At 64.2% G+C, this 17,039-nt stretch carries 16 protein-coding genes; 4 read left to right on the top strand and 12 right to left on the bottom strand.

Annotation, left to right across the window (positions count from 1 at the left end):
- Window positions 1-179: 179 nt before the first annotated feature.
- The 9 genes from pheT to HALLA_RS13500 all read right to left on the bottom strand — a co-directional run bounded on the left by pheT (window position 180) and on the right by HALLA_RS13500 (window position 11,023).
- The gene (gene pheT / locus HALLA_RS13460; RefSeq protein WP_049953839.1) at window positions 180-1,910 is read right to left on the bottom strand and encodes a phenylalanine--tRNA ligase subunit beta; all 1,731 of its coding nucleotides are present in this window, start codon (window positions 1,908-1,910) and stop codon (window positions 180-182) included.
- A complete protein-coding gene (gene pheS / locus HALLA_RS13465) occupies window positions 1,910-3,451 on the bottom strand; it encodes a phenylalanine--tRNA ligase subunit alpha (RefSeq protein WP_049953840.1) in 1,542 nt (513 codons plus the stop codon). The genes pheT and pheS overlap by 1 nt, the downstream gene beginning before the upstream one ends.
- Before the next feature lie 302 nt (window positions 3,452-3,753).
- On the bottom strand, window positions 3,754-5,364 hold the full coding sequence (locus tag HALLA_RS13470; protein ID WP_049953841.1) for a tryptophan--tRNA ligase: 1,611 nt from the start codon (window positions 5,362-5,364) through the stop codon (window positions 3,754-3,756).
- Window positions 5,365-5,629: 265 nt separating this feature from the next.
- Entirely contained in the window at window positions 5,630-6,676 is a 1,047-nt protein-coding gene (gene endA, locus HALLA_RS13475) for a tRNA-intron lyase (RefSeq protein ID WP_049953842.1), read from the bottom strand.
- An 88-nt stretch (window positions 6,677-6,764) separates the two neighbouring features.
- Window positions 6,765-7,529: an endonuclease NucS domain-containing protein gene (locus tag HALLA_RS13480; RefSeq protein ID WP_049953843.1), complete on the bottom strand. Its 765-nt coding sequence runs from the start codon at window positions 7,527-7,529 to the stop codon at window positions 6,765-6,767.
- Between the two features lie 396 nt (window positions 7,530-7,925).
- Window positions 7,926-8,681, bottom strand: a complete 756-nt coding sequence (locus HALLA_RS13485; RefSeq protein ID WP_049953844.1) for a 2-oxo acid dehydrogenase subunit E2 — start codon at window positions 8,679-8,681, stop codon at window positions 7,926-7,928.
- A 22-nt stretch (window positions 8,682-8,703) separates the two neighbouring features.
- Window positions 8,704-8,964 carry a lipoyl domain-containing protein gene (locus HALLA_RS13490; protein WP_049953845.1) on the bottom strand — a complete coding sequence of 87 codons (261 nt, stop codon included), beginning with the start codon at window positions 8,962-8,964 and terminating at the stop codon, window positions 8,704-8,706.
- A gap of 2 nt (window positions 8,965-8,966) precedes the next feature.
- Window positions 8,967-9,995 carry an alpha-ketoacid dehydrogenase subunit beta gene (locus HALLA_RS13495; protein ID WP_049953846.1) on the bottom strand — a complete coding sequence of 343 codons (1,029 nt, stop codon included), beginning with the start codon at window positions 9,993-9,995 and terminating at the stop codon, window positions 8,967-8,969.
- A complete protein-coding gene (locus HALLA_RS13500; protein ID WP_049953847.1) occupies window positions 9,995-11,023 on the bottom strand; it encodes a thiamine pyrophosphate-dependent dehydrogenase E1 component subunit alpha in 1,029 nt (342 codons plus the stop codon). The genes HALLA_RS13495 and HALLA_RS13500 overlap by 1 nt, the downstream gene beginning before the upstream one ends.
- 239 nt (window positions 11,024-11,262) lie before the next feature.
- Here HALLA_RS13500 and HALLA_RS13505 point away from each other — a divergent pair, with 239 nt between their 5' ends.
- A complete protein-coding gene (locus tag HALLA_RS13505) occupies window positions 11,263-11,856 on the top strand; it encodes a DJ-1/PfpI family protein (protein WP_049953848.1) in 594 nt (197 codons plus the stop codon).
- A 256-nt stretch (window positions 11,857-12,112) separates the two neighbouring features.
- Window positions 12,113-12,763, top strand: coding sequence for an HAD family hydrolase (locus tag HALLA_RS13510; protein WP_049953849.1), 651 nt, complete (start codon window positions 12,113-12,115; stop codon window positions 12,761-12,763).
- Between the two features lie 54 nt (window positions 12,764-12,817).
- Here HALLA_RS13510 and HALLA_RS13515 read toward each other — a convergent pair whose 3' ends face one another.
- Complete coding sequence (locus HALLA_RS13515; RefSeq protein WP_049953850.1) at window positions 12,818-13,321, bottom strand: metallophosphoesterase family protein; 504 nt, start codon at window positions 13,319-13,321, stop codon at window positions 12,818-12,820.
- Between the two features lie 66 nt (window positions 13,322-13,387).
- Entirely contained in the window at window positions 13,388-14,662 is a 1,275-nt protein-coding gene (locus HALLA_RS13520) for a tryptophan--tRNA ligase (protein ID WP_049953851.1), read from the bottom strand.
- Window positions 14,663-14,949: 287 nt separating this feature from the next.
- Here HALLA_RS13520 and HALLA_RS13525 point away from each other — a divergent pair, with 287 nt between their 5' ends.
- Together HALLA_RS13525 and HALLA_RS13530 are read left to right on the top strand one after the other, a co-directional pair.
- Window positions 14,950-15,756, top strand: a complete 807-nt coding sequence (locus HALLA_RS13525; RefSeq protein WP_049953852.1) for a succinylglutamate desuccinylase/aspartoacylase family protein — start codon at window positions 14,950-14,952, stop codon at window positions 15,754-15,756.
- Complete coding sequence (locus tag HALLA_RS13530) at window positions 15,753-16,046, top strand: hypothetical protein (RefSeq protein WP_049953853.1); 294 nt, start codon at window positions 15,753-15,755, stop codon at window positions 16,044-16,046. The genes HALLA_RS13525 and HALLA_RS13530 overlap by 4 nt, the downstream gene beginning before the upstream one ends.
- A 49-nt stretch (window positions 16,047-16,095) precedes the next feature.
- On the opposite strand, the gene rio1 is transcribed toward HALLA_RS13530, so the two are convergent.
- Complete coding sequence (rio1, locus tag HALLA_RS13535) at window positions 16,096-16,962, bottom strand: serine/threonine-protein kinase Rio1 (RefSeq protein WP_049953854.1); 867 nt, start codon at window positions 16,960-16,962, stop codon at window positions 16,096-16,098.
- Window positions 16,963-17,039: the final 77 nt, after the last annotated feature.

Genomic DNA, 17,039 nt, shown 5'->3' on the forward strand with positions numbered 1-17,039 from the left:
CTCGAGCAGTCGGCGCGAAGCGCCGACGACCTCGCGGGAGCGAAGCTCCCGCTTAGCTTTGATGAAAAGCAACGGAAGACGTTCCGGCTCACTTCGTTCGCGGGCTGCGACTTCCGAGCCTTCGTTCGCTCGCGGTAGAATATCGTAGACTTACCGCACTCACTCGACAGAAACGATACTCAGTTCAGCGCCTCGAGATCGAACTCGAACGCCGCAACTGGAACCTCGAGGTCGTGTTCGACGAGCACCTTTGGGTGAAGTTCGCCGATCACGCCGACTTCCTCGCCGTCGATGACGACCGCGGCGGTTCGTCCGTCGATGAACGACGGGTGTTCGGTCGGGGGCGTCTCGAGGTCGCCACCGAAGTCCCGGACGAGCGTCTGGAGTCGTCCTTTCGCGTCCTCGTAGGCCGCATCGTGGCGAGCGAGCACGGCACCGACGCTTCGACGTTCGGCGACGCCCGTGTTTTCCGATTCGTCGATCTCGGCCGCGAAGCCGATCTCCGCGAGGTCCTGGGGATACGAGCGGTGGGTGTTTCGCTCAAGGACCATCACCAGCGAGGGCAGCACCCAGGTCCGGAGCATGGTGTAGTCCTCGCTGTAGGGTTCTTTGATCGTAGCGGGCTCGCCGACTCCGTAGACGGCCTCGTCCGCACCGTCGTCGTCGAGAGTCGGGATCGACAGCCGATCGAAGTTCTCCGCCTCGTTGATCATGTGGAAGTTGAGCAGGTCCTCGAATCCGAGCCCGACGAGACTCCGACGAGTCGCGTCCTCGAGGCGACTGCGTTCGTGTCGACCGCCGACGGTCCCCACGTCGGGGTATCGCGGCTCGAGCTCGTTGAAGCCGTAGGCCCGCCCGAGGTCGTCGATGAGATCCATCGGATGGAGCACGTCGACGCGGTAGGGCGGAATCGTCATCTCGTACGTGAGGTCATCAGCTTCGTTTTCCTCCGTCTCGGCCTCGAGTCCCGCCCGCTCGGCCAGATCGATGACTTCCTCGGGATCGAGGTCGATACCGAGAATCGTCTCGATGCGGTCGTGGGCGACGGTCTTGGTCTCGAGAGAGAGATCGGGTCGAACGAGTTCGCGCTCTGGATACGCGACGGTCACCTCCTCGATGGTGCCGCCGCGGGCGCTCAGCGCGTAGCAGATGATCGCGCACATCTTGTCGATCGTCCACTGATCGGTGCCGGTCAGTTCGACGAACAGGTCCCGCGAGTCCGTCGAAACCTCGGTGCGCCGACCGTTGATCACCGGCGGGAACGAAAACAGTCCGAGTTCGTCGTAAATCGCCGGATAGCGCTCGGTATCACGAACGAGGTCGGCGTAGGTTTCGCCGGTGGGGTGCTCGGAGAGCACGTCCGCGGGCGTCATTTCCTGGTCCGAATCCAGCGGAACGAACCGGTCGCCGTCGGAAGCAATGCCGGTGTAGCGTACGCTCGAGTCGGCGTCCCCGGCCGAACTCCCCTTGAGCATGGTGAGATCGTGGATACCGATCGCCCCTTTCGCGCGCTTGCGGCCCATCGTCGCGTGGAGCTTTTCTTGCAACTGGATGAGCGAATCCAACGCGTCCTCGTCTAGATTCACGCCGCGGACGACCGCGCCCGTGACGTACGGTCGCTCGTCTGGCACCGCATCGTCGACGGTGATCGTCCACTCGGGCGAGTTCGTGTTCGGCACGTAGACGCCCCGATCGTCGCCGTACTGGTAGCGAAGCGATCGGGCGACGCCTTCGACGGAGAGGCGGTCGAGCCGGTCGGGCGCGAATTCGAGTTCGAACTCGTCGTCCTCGGTTCGGCCCTCGAACTCCAGACCGAGTCCGAACAGGTCCTCGATCAGGTCGTCGTCGCTCTTTTCGTCGGCGCTGGTTAACTCGCGCAGTTCGTCGGGATCGATTTCGACCGTGGGCATCAGTAAGTCACCTCCGTCTCTCGCAGCAGTTCCAGATCACACAGCGTGCCGTGGATGTCGCGGATGTCCTCGAAGCCGTACATCAACATCAGCAGACGCTCCAAGGCCAGCCCCCACGCCATTACGTCACAGTCGACGCCGAGGGGCTCGAGCATTTCTTCGCGGAAGATGCCCGAATTACCGATCTCGACGAGCTCGCCCGTCGTCGGATGCGTCCCGAACAGTTCGAAGCTCGGCTCCGTGTACGGGTTATAGTGTGGCTTGAACTCGATATCCGTGATCCCGAACTGGGCGTAGAACTCCTCGAAGGTACCCATCAGGTCGCGAACGGAGAGGTCTTCGGCCATCACCCAGCCCTCGATCTGGAAGAACTCGAGCAGGTGCGTCGGATCGAGCGTATCGTTGCGGTAGACCTTCTCGACGCTGAAGAATCGCTGGGGCGGCTCGAGGTCGCCGATCTCCTCGCCGGAGAGGTATCGCGCCGAAAGCGAGGTCGTGTGTCCGCGAAGCGCGAGCGCACGCGCGAAGTCCTCGTCCCACGGCGAGTGATAGCCCTCCCCGTCCGCTCCGACGCCCTCGCGGTGGGCGCGCTCGACGCGGTCGACCAGATCCGCGGGCAGGTCGTCGATGTGGGTCGGCTGCGCTAAGGCGAACCGATCCCAGTGGGTCCGCGCGGGGTGGTCCTGGGGCATGAACAGACAGTCGTTGATCCAGAAGTCCGCGTCGACGTGGGGGCCTTCCATCTCCTGAAAGCCCATGCCGACGAGAACGTCTTTTACGCGATCCGCAGTCTGACGCAGGATGTGTGTCTTGCCGCTTTGAGCCGGCTCCGCGTCGGCTTCGACGTTGTACTCGGCGAACGCCGCGTCTTCCCAGTCGCCGCTGGTGAGCAGTTCGGGCGTGACCTGTCCGACGGTCTCTGCAGTCTCGATCCCCGCCATCAGTTCCGTGACGCCGAGTTCGGTCAACGTCGCGGAGCGAACGGTCGTCTCGCTGCGCTCGAGTAAGTCCCGACGCTCGAGAGTGTCGATCGTTTCCGCGTCCGTCTCGAGGGAGTCGACGGGCGATTCCTCACCGTCGCTTCCCGTTACGTCCGCGAGTTCTCCGAGCGCGTTCGCCTCCGAATCCGTCCCGGGATCGGCGTCGGGATCGGCGGTGATCTCGCCGCTGTCGATCGAGCCGTACCCCTTCCGGGCGTAGTTCGACAGCGCGATGTCGACCGCCTGGCCCTCGAGCCCGGACGCGCCGATGACCTGTCCCATCGAGACGGGGTCGGCGTCGGCACCGGCCTCGAGTGCGGCCTCGTAGAGTCGAACCTCGGGAAGGCCCTCCTCGACGTACTCGCGGCCCTCCTCGGTGATCGATACCGTTTCGTCGACCCGTTCCTCGACGGCGACCAGCCCCTCCTCCTCGAGTTCGAAGACCGCGCCGGTCACGGTCTCCGGAGGGAGGTCGGTCGCCGCAGCGAGGGCGTCGACGGACTGTGCCTCGTCTGCGCTCGCGGTCTCGACGACCGCGGCCTGTGCGTGTGGGAGTTTCATTCGCTTACTTCAATGGCTGTGGGTCGGTCAGTTAGCGGTTCCGACTCGGTACGGCCGGTTTCGACCCGAGCGGCTCGGCGGAGCCACCCGGACGTCCACCGACGCTCACCGGAAAAAAGCGAAGCCGAATCCCGAAGACGGCTGCTGTACCTGTCGAACGACACCGGCACGAACGTGGGATTCGGTTGCCATACCCGGCAGATGAGCGGGTTCGAGCAAAAATCTTGCGGGGCGGTCGCACTCCTCGAGAGCGAGCGGGTATCGGCCGGTCGTACCAACCCGTGTCGCGGCGACGCGAGTCCCTACCCGCGTCGGGGCGATTCGAGTTCGATATCCGCTTGCTCGAGCAAGTCCTCGACCTCCTCGCGCTTTTCCTGGTGATTCGCGAGAAAGTCTCGCATCAGTTCGGCGGCCTGTTCCTTGCAGCCGCCACAGAGCCGGTCGCCGTCGACGCACTCGTCGTAGACCTCCTTCGCGAACTCGTCGTCGTCGCCCGCGAGCAGGTAGGCGTACAGCTCGTAGACCGGACACTCGTCCGCTCGTCCGCCGAGTTCGCGCTGTTTTTCGGCCGTCTCGCGACCGCCGGTCGTCGCCGACTTGACCTTGTCGTAGCCCTCCTGTGGGTCGTCGAGCAAGGAGATGTGGGAGGCTTCGATCGACGAGGACATCTTGCCGCCGGTCAGACCGGTCATGAACCGGTGGTAGATCGACGACGGCGGCACGAATCCGTAGCCGCCGTTCTCGACTTCGACCGCCTTCGCGAGCGACTCGGCATCCTCGAGGTCGAGGTCGAAGGCGTCGATGTGGCTCTCGTAGACGCGCTTTTCGCCGTCGATCGCGTCGATGAGCGCCTCGAAGGCGTCGTCGGTCGCCCGCCGATCGAAAAAACGCGTTCGCGGGCGAACCGGCTCCTTGCCAGCCTCGGAAAGCTTCGAGACGACCGAACCCAGGGTGTCGGGCGACACGTCGAGTTCCTCGAGCGGCGTCCGTTCGAGTTCGTCGGCAACGTGCACGCAGCGAAGCGCGTCGTCGTCGAAATCCGCCGGATCGAGCCGCTCGTAGTACGCCGCGACGAGTTCGCGTTCGTCGTCGTCGAGTTCGAAACTCGCGTAGGCCTTCGAGACCTTGAAGAATCGCATCCGCTCGGCGAGGTCTCGAGCCAGCCTGACGTGGGGGTCCTGATCGGGGCCGACGGGGATCACGGTCGGCTTCGGCTCCTCGAGTTGCGGGTAGAGGATGTCGGCCATCTGGGTCACGACGCTTTGCATGTGCGAGACGTCGGTTTCGCCGTCGAAGCCGTAGATCGCCTCGAACTCCGAGAAGTTCGCCTCCGCGCCGAGTTCGAACGCCAGATCCTGCACCTCGCGGTTGGTCGACTGACGATACAGGTCGCCCTCCTCGGGATCGAATCCGAGCGCGAGCAAGGAGAGCAGATAGTTCCGGCTGTGCTCGTCGATCTCGTCCCAGGTCAGCCCGCGGGCGGCGTGAGCCTCGAGATCTGCGATGAGGCCGTACGCGTCGGCTCCCTGCTGTTGGTGCCAGATGATCTCGTCGAAAACGAGTTTGTGGCCGATGTGGGGATCCCCCGTCGGCATGAACCCGGAGAGGGCAGCAAACGGCTCGTCGTTGCGCATCGCCTCGGCGACGGGCCGGTAATCCCGGTGGCCGAAGATGACCCCCCGGCGCAACAGATAGTGCGGGTTCGGCACCTCCGGGAGAATTTCGTCGAACTCCTCGATGCCGAACTCCTCGAAGAGATTCCGGTAGTCGGAGACGCTCGAGGAACCCCACGGATCCAGCGCAACGTCATCAGCACCTGCGGCTCCACCGTCGGAGCGGAGGTCCGACGAGGACCGCTCACCGCCGTCCGTTCTCAGTTCCTCGGGCTCCTCGAGTGGCTCGTCTCCGGTCATTATCACCGTGTTGGCGCGCCAGCGCGCAAAAGGCTTCGGCTTCGGGGCGGATTCGGCGTGATCGACGAGCCGCCCGGCCGTGGCGCGCGCTCGATCGCGGTTCGTTTGAACCGCGATCGAAAGCCGTGCGAGGGACGAGTGAGCGAGTCAGGCGAGCGAATGAGTCGGCTGGGGAGGGTGTGGAAATCAGTGTTGCCAGCGTGATAGCGTTCCTGAGTGGGTCACTCTCACTACTGCACAGTAGATGGTTCCGTTACAGCACGTTCTACGGTGTAAGTCGCTCGAGCGACCACCACTCGACCGACTCGCCGTCCACGAGCGCGAACACCATCGTCTTCCGAACGCCGTGGGCGAGCCGAACGTCAAGCGCGAGGTCTCGCGGTTCGAAGACGTGATCCCCGGAGAGCACCCGGATCAGCAACTCGGAGTGGCCCAGATTATCGACCGAATCGACGTCGGCGTAGGTCCGAAAGTCAGCCCCGAACTTGTAGCCCGTCTTCGGAACGACGCCGCGCCCGCGCAACGTTTCGTACACCCGAAGTCGCCGATCGAATCGCTCGCCTTCGACCGCCCGCCCCCGCTCGCGAACGACCGACGACTCGAGGTCGAGGACCCCCCGCTCCGCGAGGTGAGCCGCCTCGAGCAGGGAACACTGCAGCGTCGGCCGGTCGTATTCCCGGCCCTCGAGCGGTTGGCCGTAGAAGGCTGTCTCGTAGAGATCCGCCGGCGGCTCCCAGACGACGACCCGATCGGCGAGCAGGTCGGCGTCGACTCCCCGGACCGAATCGATCGTCGCGGAGCTTCCGGTCGGCTCCCTCGGGTTCACGTCGAAGTACGTGATCTCACTCTCCTCGTCGACGACGGCGAGGACGCTCTCCTCGAGGGCCGCGGCCGGAATGTCGGTTCGCTCGCCGATCACTCGCAGCGCGTAGGCAACCTCGCCGTCGCCGGGTCCCTTGCCGCGGGGAAACACCGCAAAATCGCCATCAGGCGGATCGGTCACCCACGGCTCCGCAGCGGGCGAGAGATAGAAACCCCTCGAGCGCAGGTCGGCGTACACGAGGAATCGAACCCCGAAATCGGTGCCGGGCTCGCGGGCGAGCAGGTCCCGGAACGCGAGTCGGTCCCCGTCGTCGACGACCGCCTCGAGATCGCCGCGATAGAGCAAGTGTGCCGCTTCGACGGGCGCGAGCGCGATTTCGTTGCCCTCGAGCGGATAGCCGTAGCCCCGTGCGTCGTGATAGCGCTGGCGCGCGTCCGCGCCGACCCTGACGACGCCCGCATCCTCGTCGAACCGACCCTCGAGTGTCATGGTCGCGGTTGTGCCGCCCGGCACAAAGGGACTGTGGATCGGGCCGGGATTCCGGTCATCTACATCGAAAGCCGCCGCGAATCCCGGTTTAGTCGCCGCTAGTGGCTTTGGGCGGCTGCTCGAGCACTCCCTCGCAGGTCGCGTCGAGACAGCGCGTGCCGCTGGGAGTGCTGAACGTCGGGAGGCCGCATCGGCACTCGCCGTCGACGACCCCCGATGGCACACGAAAACCGGTGTCGCAGTCGGGGTAGTGCTCGCAGCCGGCGAGCAGGCCGCCGCGTCTCAGGATTCGCAGGTCGCCTTCACACCCGGATTCGGGGCAGTCCCACTCGCGGTCGAACGCCTCCGTGACCGCGTCGTCGAGCGACTCGCACTGGCGATCGAGACAGACGTTGAACGCCAGTCCGCGTTCGACGCGCATTTTGGGGAGGCCGCAGTCACAACTGTCCTCGCGGATCGTCGCGTCGGACGGCACGCCGTAGCGGGTTCCACAGTTCACACAGTCGACGCCGCTCGAGCGCACGAGTGCACCGCCGCAGTCGGGACAGTCACCAACCGGCGTACCGGCCGCAGAGGCGGGGTAATGGGCGAAGCCGTCCTGTTCGTGGGCCGCGATCCGAAGCGTCTGGGTGTCCTTTTTCGCCACGAGCGTGAAGCCGTCCGAACGGTCGCTCGAGACGCTGTCGGCCCGGGTCAACCACGCGACCGGCTGGTAGCCGTCGATATCGTGGACGAGAACGGTGTTGTCAGGCTTGACGAGCGTCGTCACGCGACCGCGGTACTCCTCTCGAGCCGTTCCGTCGGTGATTACGGTACAATCGCCCGCGAGCACGCGGATTGCGTCGTCGATCATGGACGGTCTGGCCGCGGGATCGTATATAAACTCTCGTGGGTTTTCCGGCTGAGACGTTATTGTCCCGTCGCCGGCTGTAATATGCGTTCAGGCCAGTGAGAATAGCGTACTCGGGGTCGACTACGTCGCGACTGCTCCGAATCTAGTGGGCGCTGATAACGTACTGAGAGTGGATTACAAATTTTGGTATAGGCCCCATCCAATCATAAGAAGGCCAACAAAAAGATACACTGGCCCCGGAAAACTATACGTTAGAACATCTGTCCATTGGGCAATACCATACCCGATTAAACAAATCCCAATGACTAACTGAATAGTTCCCGCGACCCAGTTGGGTCGGCTGTTTTCATGCTCAGCCATATACGATCAATATGAATTGCTGTGTATAAGAATTATCTAAACGAGCGCTTTCGCATCCTCGAGGTTCGCAGACAGCGTCTCGAGGAATCGCGCCGCGTCCGCACCGTCGACGACCCGGTGGTCGAAACTCAGGTCGAACGTGATCTGCTTGCGGAATTCCACGCCGCCGTCCTCGTCCGGCCGGGCGCATTCGCGGATGCGGTTGACGCCGATGATCGCGACCTCGGGCGGGTTGATGATCGGCGTGAACGAGTCGACGCCAAGCACGCCGAGGTTCGTGACCGTGAACGTCCCGCCCTGAAGATCGGACATCGAGTAGTCGCCGGCCTGCACCGACTCGGTGAGTTCGCGGCGCTCGAGCGCGATTTCCTGGAGCGATTTCGACTCGAGATCAGTCAACACCGGCGTCACTAACCCGGCGTCGATATCGACCGCAATGGCGACGTTCTGGGTTTCGTACAGGCGGTGGACGCCGTCCTCGAGCGTCGCGTTAAATCCGGGGTGTGCCGCGAGCGTTTCCGACAGCGCGCACAGAACGACGTCGAGCACCGAGACATCGACGTCGAATCTCTCGCTCGCGAGCGTCGCGGCCCTCGAGAGTTCTTCGGCGTCGACCTCGCGGGTCGCCGTCACGTGAGCTGCGTTCTGTGAACTTTCTTGCAGGCGATTCGCGATCGTCCGGCGCATCCCGGTGAGTTTGCGTTCCTCGAGGACGGTTCGCTCTGTGCCTGACAATTCGTTTTTCGTGCGTTCGGTGTCGCTCGAGTCGCCGTTTTCGGTAGGAGGTAACATAGTGAGTTTCGTAACGCGACGCTCACGACGCCTCGAGCACCGCGAGCGTGTCACCGCGCTCGAACTCGTCGTCCTCGTCGCAGACGATTTCGTGGACCGTCCCCGTAACGGGTGCCGGCACGTCGACGCTGACCTTTTCGACCTGTATCTCACAGAGCGTGTCGCCTTCCTCGACCTGGCTCCCCTCGCCGGTGAACCAGTTGGTGACGACGCCCTCGTCCTCGTCCGCGTCTTCGGGCCAGACGTCCGCCATGTTGATCTCGAGGCGATCGGTTCCAGACATGGTCAGGAATCGACCGATTTCACGGCGTCTTCGATATCAGACACCGCCGGAATCACCTCGTTCTCGAGCGGCCTCGAGTACGGAAGCGGTACGTCGGGCACCGCGAGGCGTTCGACGGCCTCGAGCGACGCCAGGTCCTCCTCCGCGACGCGTGCGACGATCTCGCTCGTGACGCCGTAGGAGCGGTAATCCTCGTCGACGACGACCAGTCGACCGGTCTTTTCGACCGACTCGAGGACCGCCTCCGTATCGAGGGGAACGAGCGTCCGGAGGTCGACGATTTCGGCGTCGATGCCATCCTCCGCGAGAGATTCGGCGGCCTCGAGCGCTCGATGGACGTGCAGGCCGAGGGTGACGACGGTGACGTCCTCGCCCTCCCGTTTGACGTCGGCGCTCCCGAAGGGGATCGTGTACTCCTCTTCTGGAACGGGCGTCTTTGGCCCGTCGGGGGCCGGCATCCAGCCGATTCCCATGAGTCGCTTGTGGAACATGTAGACGACCGGGTCGTCGTCGCGGATCGCGTTGTGCATCAGCCCCTTCGCGTCGTAGGCCGTCGAGGGGACGACGACTTTCATCCCCGGCAGGTGCGCGAAGGTGCCGTAGAGCGTTTGAGAGTGCTGGGCGGCGTCGTTGTACGTCCCGCCGACGGCCGTCGTCAGCACCATCGGAACGTTGACGCTGCCCCCGCTCATGTAGGTGTTCTTGGCCATCTGGTTGTAGATCTGATCCATTCCGACGCCGAAGAAATCGGCGAACATGAGCTCCGCGATCGGGCGCATCCCCGCCTGAGCGGCCCCGACCGCGGCACCGATGTAGGCCGTCTCGCTGATTGGTACGTCCATGATACGGTCGTGGCCGAATTCGGAGAGCAGACCCTGCGTGCTGTCGAAGATGCCGCCGTAGTCGGCCACGTCCTCGCCCATGTAGAACACCTCCTCGTCGGCGCGCATCTCGTCGGCGATTGCCTCGACCATCGCCCGGCTCATCGTCAGTTCTCGGTCGATCGTCTGTGCCGATTCCTGTTGTGCCATCAGTCTTCACCCCCCGTTCGAGTCTCGCCGGCAAGCTCGTGCGTCGGCTCGGTCGTCGTCACGCCGGATTCCGGGCCGACGAACACGTCGCCGTAGGCGTCTTCGGGATCGGGTTCCGGCTGTTCTTTGGCCCACCCGATGGCGTCGTCGACCCGATCGTGTGCGTTCTCTCGAAGCTCCTCGAGAGCCTCGTCCTCGACGCCCGCCGCGCGAAGCTCCGAGGCGAGGCGTTCGATCGAGTCGCGCTGCTTTGCGGCCGCGGAATCGTCCTCCGGTCGATAACTCTCCGGGTCGCCCATGAAGTGGCCCATCCGCCGGTGGACCTGCACTTCGAGTAGCGTCGGTCCGTTGCCGTCTCGAGCGCGTCCGACCGCCTCCTTGGCGGCGTCGTAGACGGCGGTCGCATCGTCGGAGTCGACGCGCATACCGGGCATGTCGAACCCGCCCGCGCGTTGGGAGGCGTCCTCGAGATCCGTCACGCGATTCTTGGGCATGCTGATCGCCCAGTCGTTGTCCTCGATGACGAAGACGACGGGAAGATCCTGGACCGCGGCGAAGTTCAGCGACTCGAGAAAGCCGCCCTGACTCACCGCGCCCTCGCCAAGGAACGCCACTGCAACGCTGTCTTCGTTGCGTTTTTTCGCGGCGAGTCCGGCCCCCACGGCGGGCGGACAGCCCTGCGCGATGATGCCGCTACAGGCGAAGTTGACCTCGGGATCGAACAGGTGCATGTGCCCGCCTTTTCCCTTGCTGAGTCCCGTCTCCCGGCCGAAAATCTCCGCGGTCATCCGGTTCATGTCGACCCCTTTGGCGATGGCGATGTGGTGGGGCCGGTGGGGTGCCGTGACCGTGTCGTCGTCCCGGAGGTGCTGACAGACGCCCGCGGCAGAGGCCTCGTGGCCCGCCGCGAGGTGTAACTCCCCGGGAATGGGACCGGCCGAAATGTCGAACGCCGGCTGTTTCCCCTCCAGATACTCCTCCTGAAGGCGCTCCTCGTAGTACCGGGCCGTGACCATGTCGGTGTACATGGTTTGTAATTTGCTAACTGCCACCATGGCATATCCATCACGATTATTCTCCACGAAAGCGGTTATAGGTATGCCTCGAGGGTCGCTCAGCGATAGGGTACTGCGGAGGCAACCGGATAGCAGAACGAAACCGGGCAGAATGCAACCGGACGACAGAATCCGACCGGACAGCGGCGGTGAACGAATCGCGCCGCGGCTCGAACAGCAACGCTGACGGCCGGTCCCCCCGAAGGGAACGCATGACTCCAATCACTGCCGAAATCCTCCTCTTCGAGGGCTTCGACGAACTGGACGCTGTCGGTCCCTACGAGGTGTTCGATTACGGCCGAGAGGCGGGCGCACCCCTCGAGACGAGTTTCGTCACGCTCGAGCCGACGGACCTGGTTCGAGCGAGCCACGGCATGCGTGTCGAACCCGACGGCACGCTCGGCGACCCGGACCTGCTCGTCGTCCCCGGCGGCGGGTGGGCCAGCGAGGACGGCGGCGTCCGACGAGCAATCAGCGAAACGCGGCTTCCGGCGGCCGTCGCCGACGCACACGCCCGCAGCGCGACGGTCGCCTCGGTCTGTACCGGCGCGATGATCCTCGCCGACGCTGGCATACTCGAGGGACGACCCGCGACGACCCATCACACCGCACTCGAGGACCTCGCCGAGTACACCGAGACCGTCGATCAGCGGGTCGTCGACGACGGCGATATCCTCACGGCCGGCGGGGTCACCTCGGGGATCGATCTGGCGCTGTGGCTGCTCGAGCGGGAGTTCGACGCGGACGTCGCCGATTCGGCGGCGGAGGTGTTAGAGCACGAGCGTCAGGGGACGGTACATCGATAGTCGAACGATTCGAGGCTTCGCAACCGACCCGTCGCGTCATCGCTACGCCCACCCGTCGGCAGTGGTTCGAACCGGTCACTGAGTGGTTATCGTACCCCGTCGAATTGCGCGACGACGTTTCATGAATAAAATAATTTCACTGATAGAAATAGGTTGGTATCACTGACAGAGTGGCTGACAGCAGCGGTATCGAAAGCGAAGGCGAGAAACGGGAAACGGCTATCCGTTCGGCGGGCGAACCTCGAGTCGACTCCAAATGACTGCTGTACTCTTCGATATGGACGGCGTGATCATCGATTCTGAGGACTACTGGGTCGAGCGCGAACGCGAGCACATTCTGCCGATGACCGTTCCCGACGAGACCGTCCCCGTCGCCGAGATATCGGGGATGAACTACCGGGAAACCTACGAGTATCTCGAGTCGAACTACGAGACGGCGATCTCCCGGGAGCGCTTCGTCGAGGTCTTCGCCGAGACGGCCCGCGAGATCTACAGCGAGCACGTCTCGCTCCTGCCGGGGTTTCACGACCACCTCGATGAACTGCACGACCGGGACGCGACGGTCGCGCTGGTCACCTCCTCGCCCCACGACTGGATCGAAATCGTCTTCGATCGCTTCGATCTCGAGGGCCGGTTCGACGAGATCGTCAGCGGCGAGGATATCGAGGGACCGGGCAAACCCCATCCATACATCTTCGAGCAGGCGGCGACGAAAATCAACCGCGAGCCCGGCGACTGCGTCGCCGTCGAGGACTCCGAAAACGGCGTTCAGTCGGCGTCTCGAGCTGGAACGTACACCGTCGCCTACCGGATCGACGCCCACACGGGACTCGACCTCTCGCCGGCGGACGCGATCGTCGAGACGCCCCGTGAGCTTCGGGAGACGGTGCTCGAGCGCGTCTCGTAGCTATACCGGGCAACCCGATGCGCGCGCCGATTCCGTTTCGCCCGGTTCGACGCGCTACTCGAGCATTGACCGGAACCGAACTGACTCCGAGCGCGTGTCCAGAATCGCCACCGTCCGGTCCTCGTCGGGCGTCGGCGGAAAGTGCGCGCCGGGATTGAGGACCGTCGTTCGGCCTTCCTCCGAGTGTTCTCGAGCGTGGTGGTGGCCGTAACAGACGTAGTCGTAGCGCTCGCCCTCGGCGACGGCGCGAACCTCCTCGAGCGATTCGCCGTGGAGGACCGCCACCGAGAGCCCGTCGAACTCGAGGGACGCGAACCGGCCGTGGAGTTCGCTCTCGCCGCCTAACGAGTCGAACGCCGACTGCAAATTGGCGGCGTCGCCGTCGTTGTTCCCGAGGACGCCGTGGAGTTCGAACTCCGAGAAGTACGGCGGGACGAGCGGGGCGACGAAGTCGCCGCAGTGGACCACTATCTCGACGCCTTCGTCGTCGAAAATCTCCGTCGCTCGTTCGATCGCCGGAACGTTATCGTGCGTGTCCGCGATGATCCCAACGCGCATACCCCATCAGGGGACGGCGAGGCACAAATCGGTTCGGGGCGAGGCAGCCACCCAAACGGCGTAGACTCACTCGAGTCGCGGAACACCGGCCGACTCGAGCGCCCGCGCCCGCTCTGCCGCCGAGAGCCGGTAGGGCTCGAGTTCGTCCGCAAGCGACCCCAGTTCCGAGCGCCGGTGCTGGTGGCTGGCCAGGAAGTCGGAAATGCTGTCGATCGCAACCTCCTTTAGCTCGCCGCTTAGCAGGTCGCCGGCACGATACCGGCGGGCGAGTCGATCGAGTTCGTCGTCGTCGGGTTCGAAGAAGAATCGCAGGTACTGGAACGGAACGTCGACAGCCGGATCGCCGCCGCGCTCGCGGTGTTGCTCGAGCGTCGGCTGACCGCCGGTGTAGGCGTGCGTCCGGATCGTCTCGGTGACCGCGTCGGGGTCGTCGGTGAGCTCGATCGAGGGCGCGTCGCCGGAGGAACTCATCTTCCCCGGGCCCTCGAGACTCGGGAGAAATCGGCCGAGTAGCGCACCGGGTTTGTCGACCGGGAGCGCTTCCTTTGCAGCCACGTCCCGACAGACGCGGACGTGGGGATCCTGATCGACGGCGATCGGCACGAGCGTCGGCTGGCGTCCGTCGACGAGCTGGGGCAACAGGAGGTGCGTCGCCTGCACTGCCGGGTAGAACTGCAGGCCGACGGTTTCTTGCTCGCCGTAGACCGCCTCGACGGTCGCCGGCGTGAGATGCTTCGCGAGTCGGACCGCAATCGGGTAGATCACGTCGGCGTCGGCAGTGTCGACGACGATTCTCGTCCGGTCGGGATCGAATCCAACCGCGAGGACATCTCTAAGGTTCTCTCGAGTGTGCTCGCCGATTTCCGCGAAGGATTGATTTTTCGCGAGGAACTTCTCGTCGTCCGAAAGCGGAACGTAGACCGTCGCCCCCGTCTCCTGCTGGAAGCGCTTCGCGAGATACAGCGGAAGGACGTGCCCGAGGTGCATCGCCCCCGAGGGCCCTCGTCCCGTGACGATCGAGTGTGGCGCGCCCGATTCGGCGGCCTGGAGGTACCGGTCGACGTCTCGGCCGGCGTAGAACGTCCGGCGTCGAACCAGCGGATGGTCCGGAAACCGAGCGATCTGCTCGTCGGTCAGCGGATCGGCCCCGAAGCGCTCTGTGAGTTTTTCGTAGTCGATCTCGCCCTCGACGGCGTAGGGCGTCACGGTAAAGCCGTCGTCGGCACTCGAGGGTGAGCCAGCGGATTCATCGCCCTCGACTTCTCGCGAGTCAGCCCGTCCGGGAGTCTCGGTCGGTCGTGAATCGGTACGGTCGTCGGTCGGGTCGGTTGAGTTCGTCATTCGTGTCGGAATGTTCGCGGCGTGGATGCTGTGGACTCGAGACGTGGCAAAAACAGAAGAGCGCAGGGAGCGAGTGGAGTCCGAACGACGGGTTAGGCCGCGTCGTCCGAACCGACAGGACTGTCCGCTCTCGAGGGCTCGTGCCAACGCCAGTCGAGAGCGGCTCTCATGATCGGTAGTTTCGACGGAGCGACAAAGAGCGTTTCGGACCGCCGGTCCTGTCAATTATTTCAAACTCTTTCGATCGATAGAAAGAGGGATTAGGAGGAACGTGGGGACCTCAAACGATGAAGCGACGACACGCGCTCGCCGCAGGCTGTGTCACCGTCGGCGGAATCGTCGCCGGTGCCCTCTCGAGACCGTCTCCCGGCGGTGGCCCGGTCGCGGCGACACGGCGGACCCACGGAACGGGCGAGATCGCTCGTCGCTCGGAACGGCTCCTCGAGGGGACGGACCACGAGACGCCGCTGTACGAGATCGACGCGCCCGCAGACGGGCCCACGGCGATGGTCTTCGGAGGCGTCCACGGCGACGAGCAAAACGGGATCGCCGTCGCTCACGAGATGACCGACTGGCATCCGGACGCGGGAACCCTCGTCGTCGTCCCCGAAACGAACCGCGTCGCGATCGAAAACGAAGAACGGGAAGGGACCGGCGGCGACCTAAACCGGCAATTTCCGCCGGGGGACGAGCCACAGACCGAACTCGCCCGGGGGGTCTGGGACGCCCTCGAGCGCTACGACCCCGATATCGTCCTCGACCTCCACCGGTCGCTCGGCATCTACGGCGTCCACCAGTACGTCGGACAGGTCGTTTTCTACTCGCCCGGCGCTCGCGGCCCGGCGGTCGCGAACGCGCTCAACGACGCGATGATCTCCTGGTACATGCCGCTTCACCGGTTTCGAGCCAGCGTGAGCGACATCAACGGCCCGTTGCTCTTTCAGGCGGCTACCCGCGAACTCGGCTCGACGGGATACCTGCTCGAGTCGACCTCGTTCGTTCTCGACGACGAGGCGATGGTCCGCCACACCCGGTTCGGGGCCGCGAAAGTCCTCGAGTTACACGGCCTGATCGAAACGGAGGAAAGCCGATGAGCCCGCACCCATCGCTTCGACAGGTTCTGACCAGCCCTGTAACGCTATTGACGTACGCGTTGTTTGTGGTGCCGTTCGCGCTCGGATGGCTCCGCTCGTCGTGGATGTCGCCGCTCGCCCTGCCGGGGTATCTCGTGTTCGTGATCGGATCGGCGGTCGGTAACGCCATCGCTCCGCGATATGAGTTTTGGACCTACTGGATGCCGTTTCTCGTGGGATGTTTCGGACTCTCGAGCGTCGTCGGCTACGTGTACGAACGCTGGCGAGGTGAGCGATCGGACGGAGAGTGAATCCGCCAAAGTATAGTTTCGAGTCGATCGCCACTCCGCAAGTCGATCCCTACGAGTTCCCCGAGGGATCGGGATCCGGATCGGTCACGAACTCGAGAAGGTCGTCGCCGGTGACCTCGAACCCTTCCCGCGAGAAGAAGTTCGCGACGTTGTAACAATCGCGCTCGAGGAACGTTCGGCTGTTCGGGTGGTGGACGGTAACTGCCTGTCCGAGGTCGATAACGACGAGTTGGCCCTCGTCGAAGACGATGTTGTACTCGCTCAAGTCGCCGTGGATCAGGCCGGCCGCATAGAGTCGGCGCATGTACTCGCGGACCACCTTGTAGGCGGTCTCGGGGTTTTCGATCGAGACTTCGCCCAGGCGCTTGGCGCGTCCGTCCTCGTCGCCGATGTACTCCATCACGAGGACGTTTCGCTCGGTCGCGATCGGATCGGGGACGTTCACCCCCGCCGCCTGGGCCCGCTGTAAGTTCGCGTACTCCTTTTTCACCCATGCGAGGACGACGTCTTTTTTCTTGCCGCCGAGTCCCTCGAAGCGCGGATCGCCCTCGAGATAGTCGCGCATCTGGCGGAAGTTCGAGGAGTTGATCCGGTAGATCTTCACGGCGACCTCGCGGTCGCCCCCCAGCGCGTGGTAGACGTTCGCCTCCTTGCCGGTCGAGAGCGGGCCGCCGAACGCCTCGACGTGACCGTCCTGGACGAGTTTATAAAGCGCCGCGAACGTCGCGTCGTCGAACACCGACTGCTCGACCTTGAACTGATCGGCGTCTTTGATCCGCTCTTCGAACTGCTCGAACTCCCGGTCGCGCTTTCGCGCGATCCGGTCGGCTTCGGTGTCCGAGACATCGATTTCCTCCCACTCGTCCCCGGGGGTCTCGACGGCCTCGCTGTCTACCAGTCCGTACTCCGTTTCCATCTACTGTGTGATTGTCGCCCACGCGGGTAAAGTACCGGGTATCGTTCACCGACGACCGCCGGGTAACCTATCATACG

Origin of the sequence: Halostagnicola larsenii XH-48 (assembly GCF_000517625.1) — an archaeon.
Lineage (GTDB): Archaea > Halobacteriota > Halobacteria > Halobacteriales > Natrialbaceae > Halostagnicola > Halostagnicola larsenii.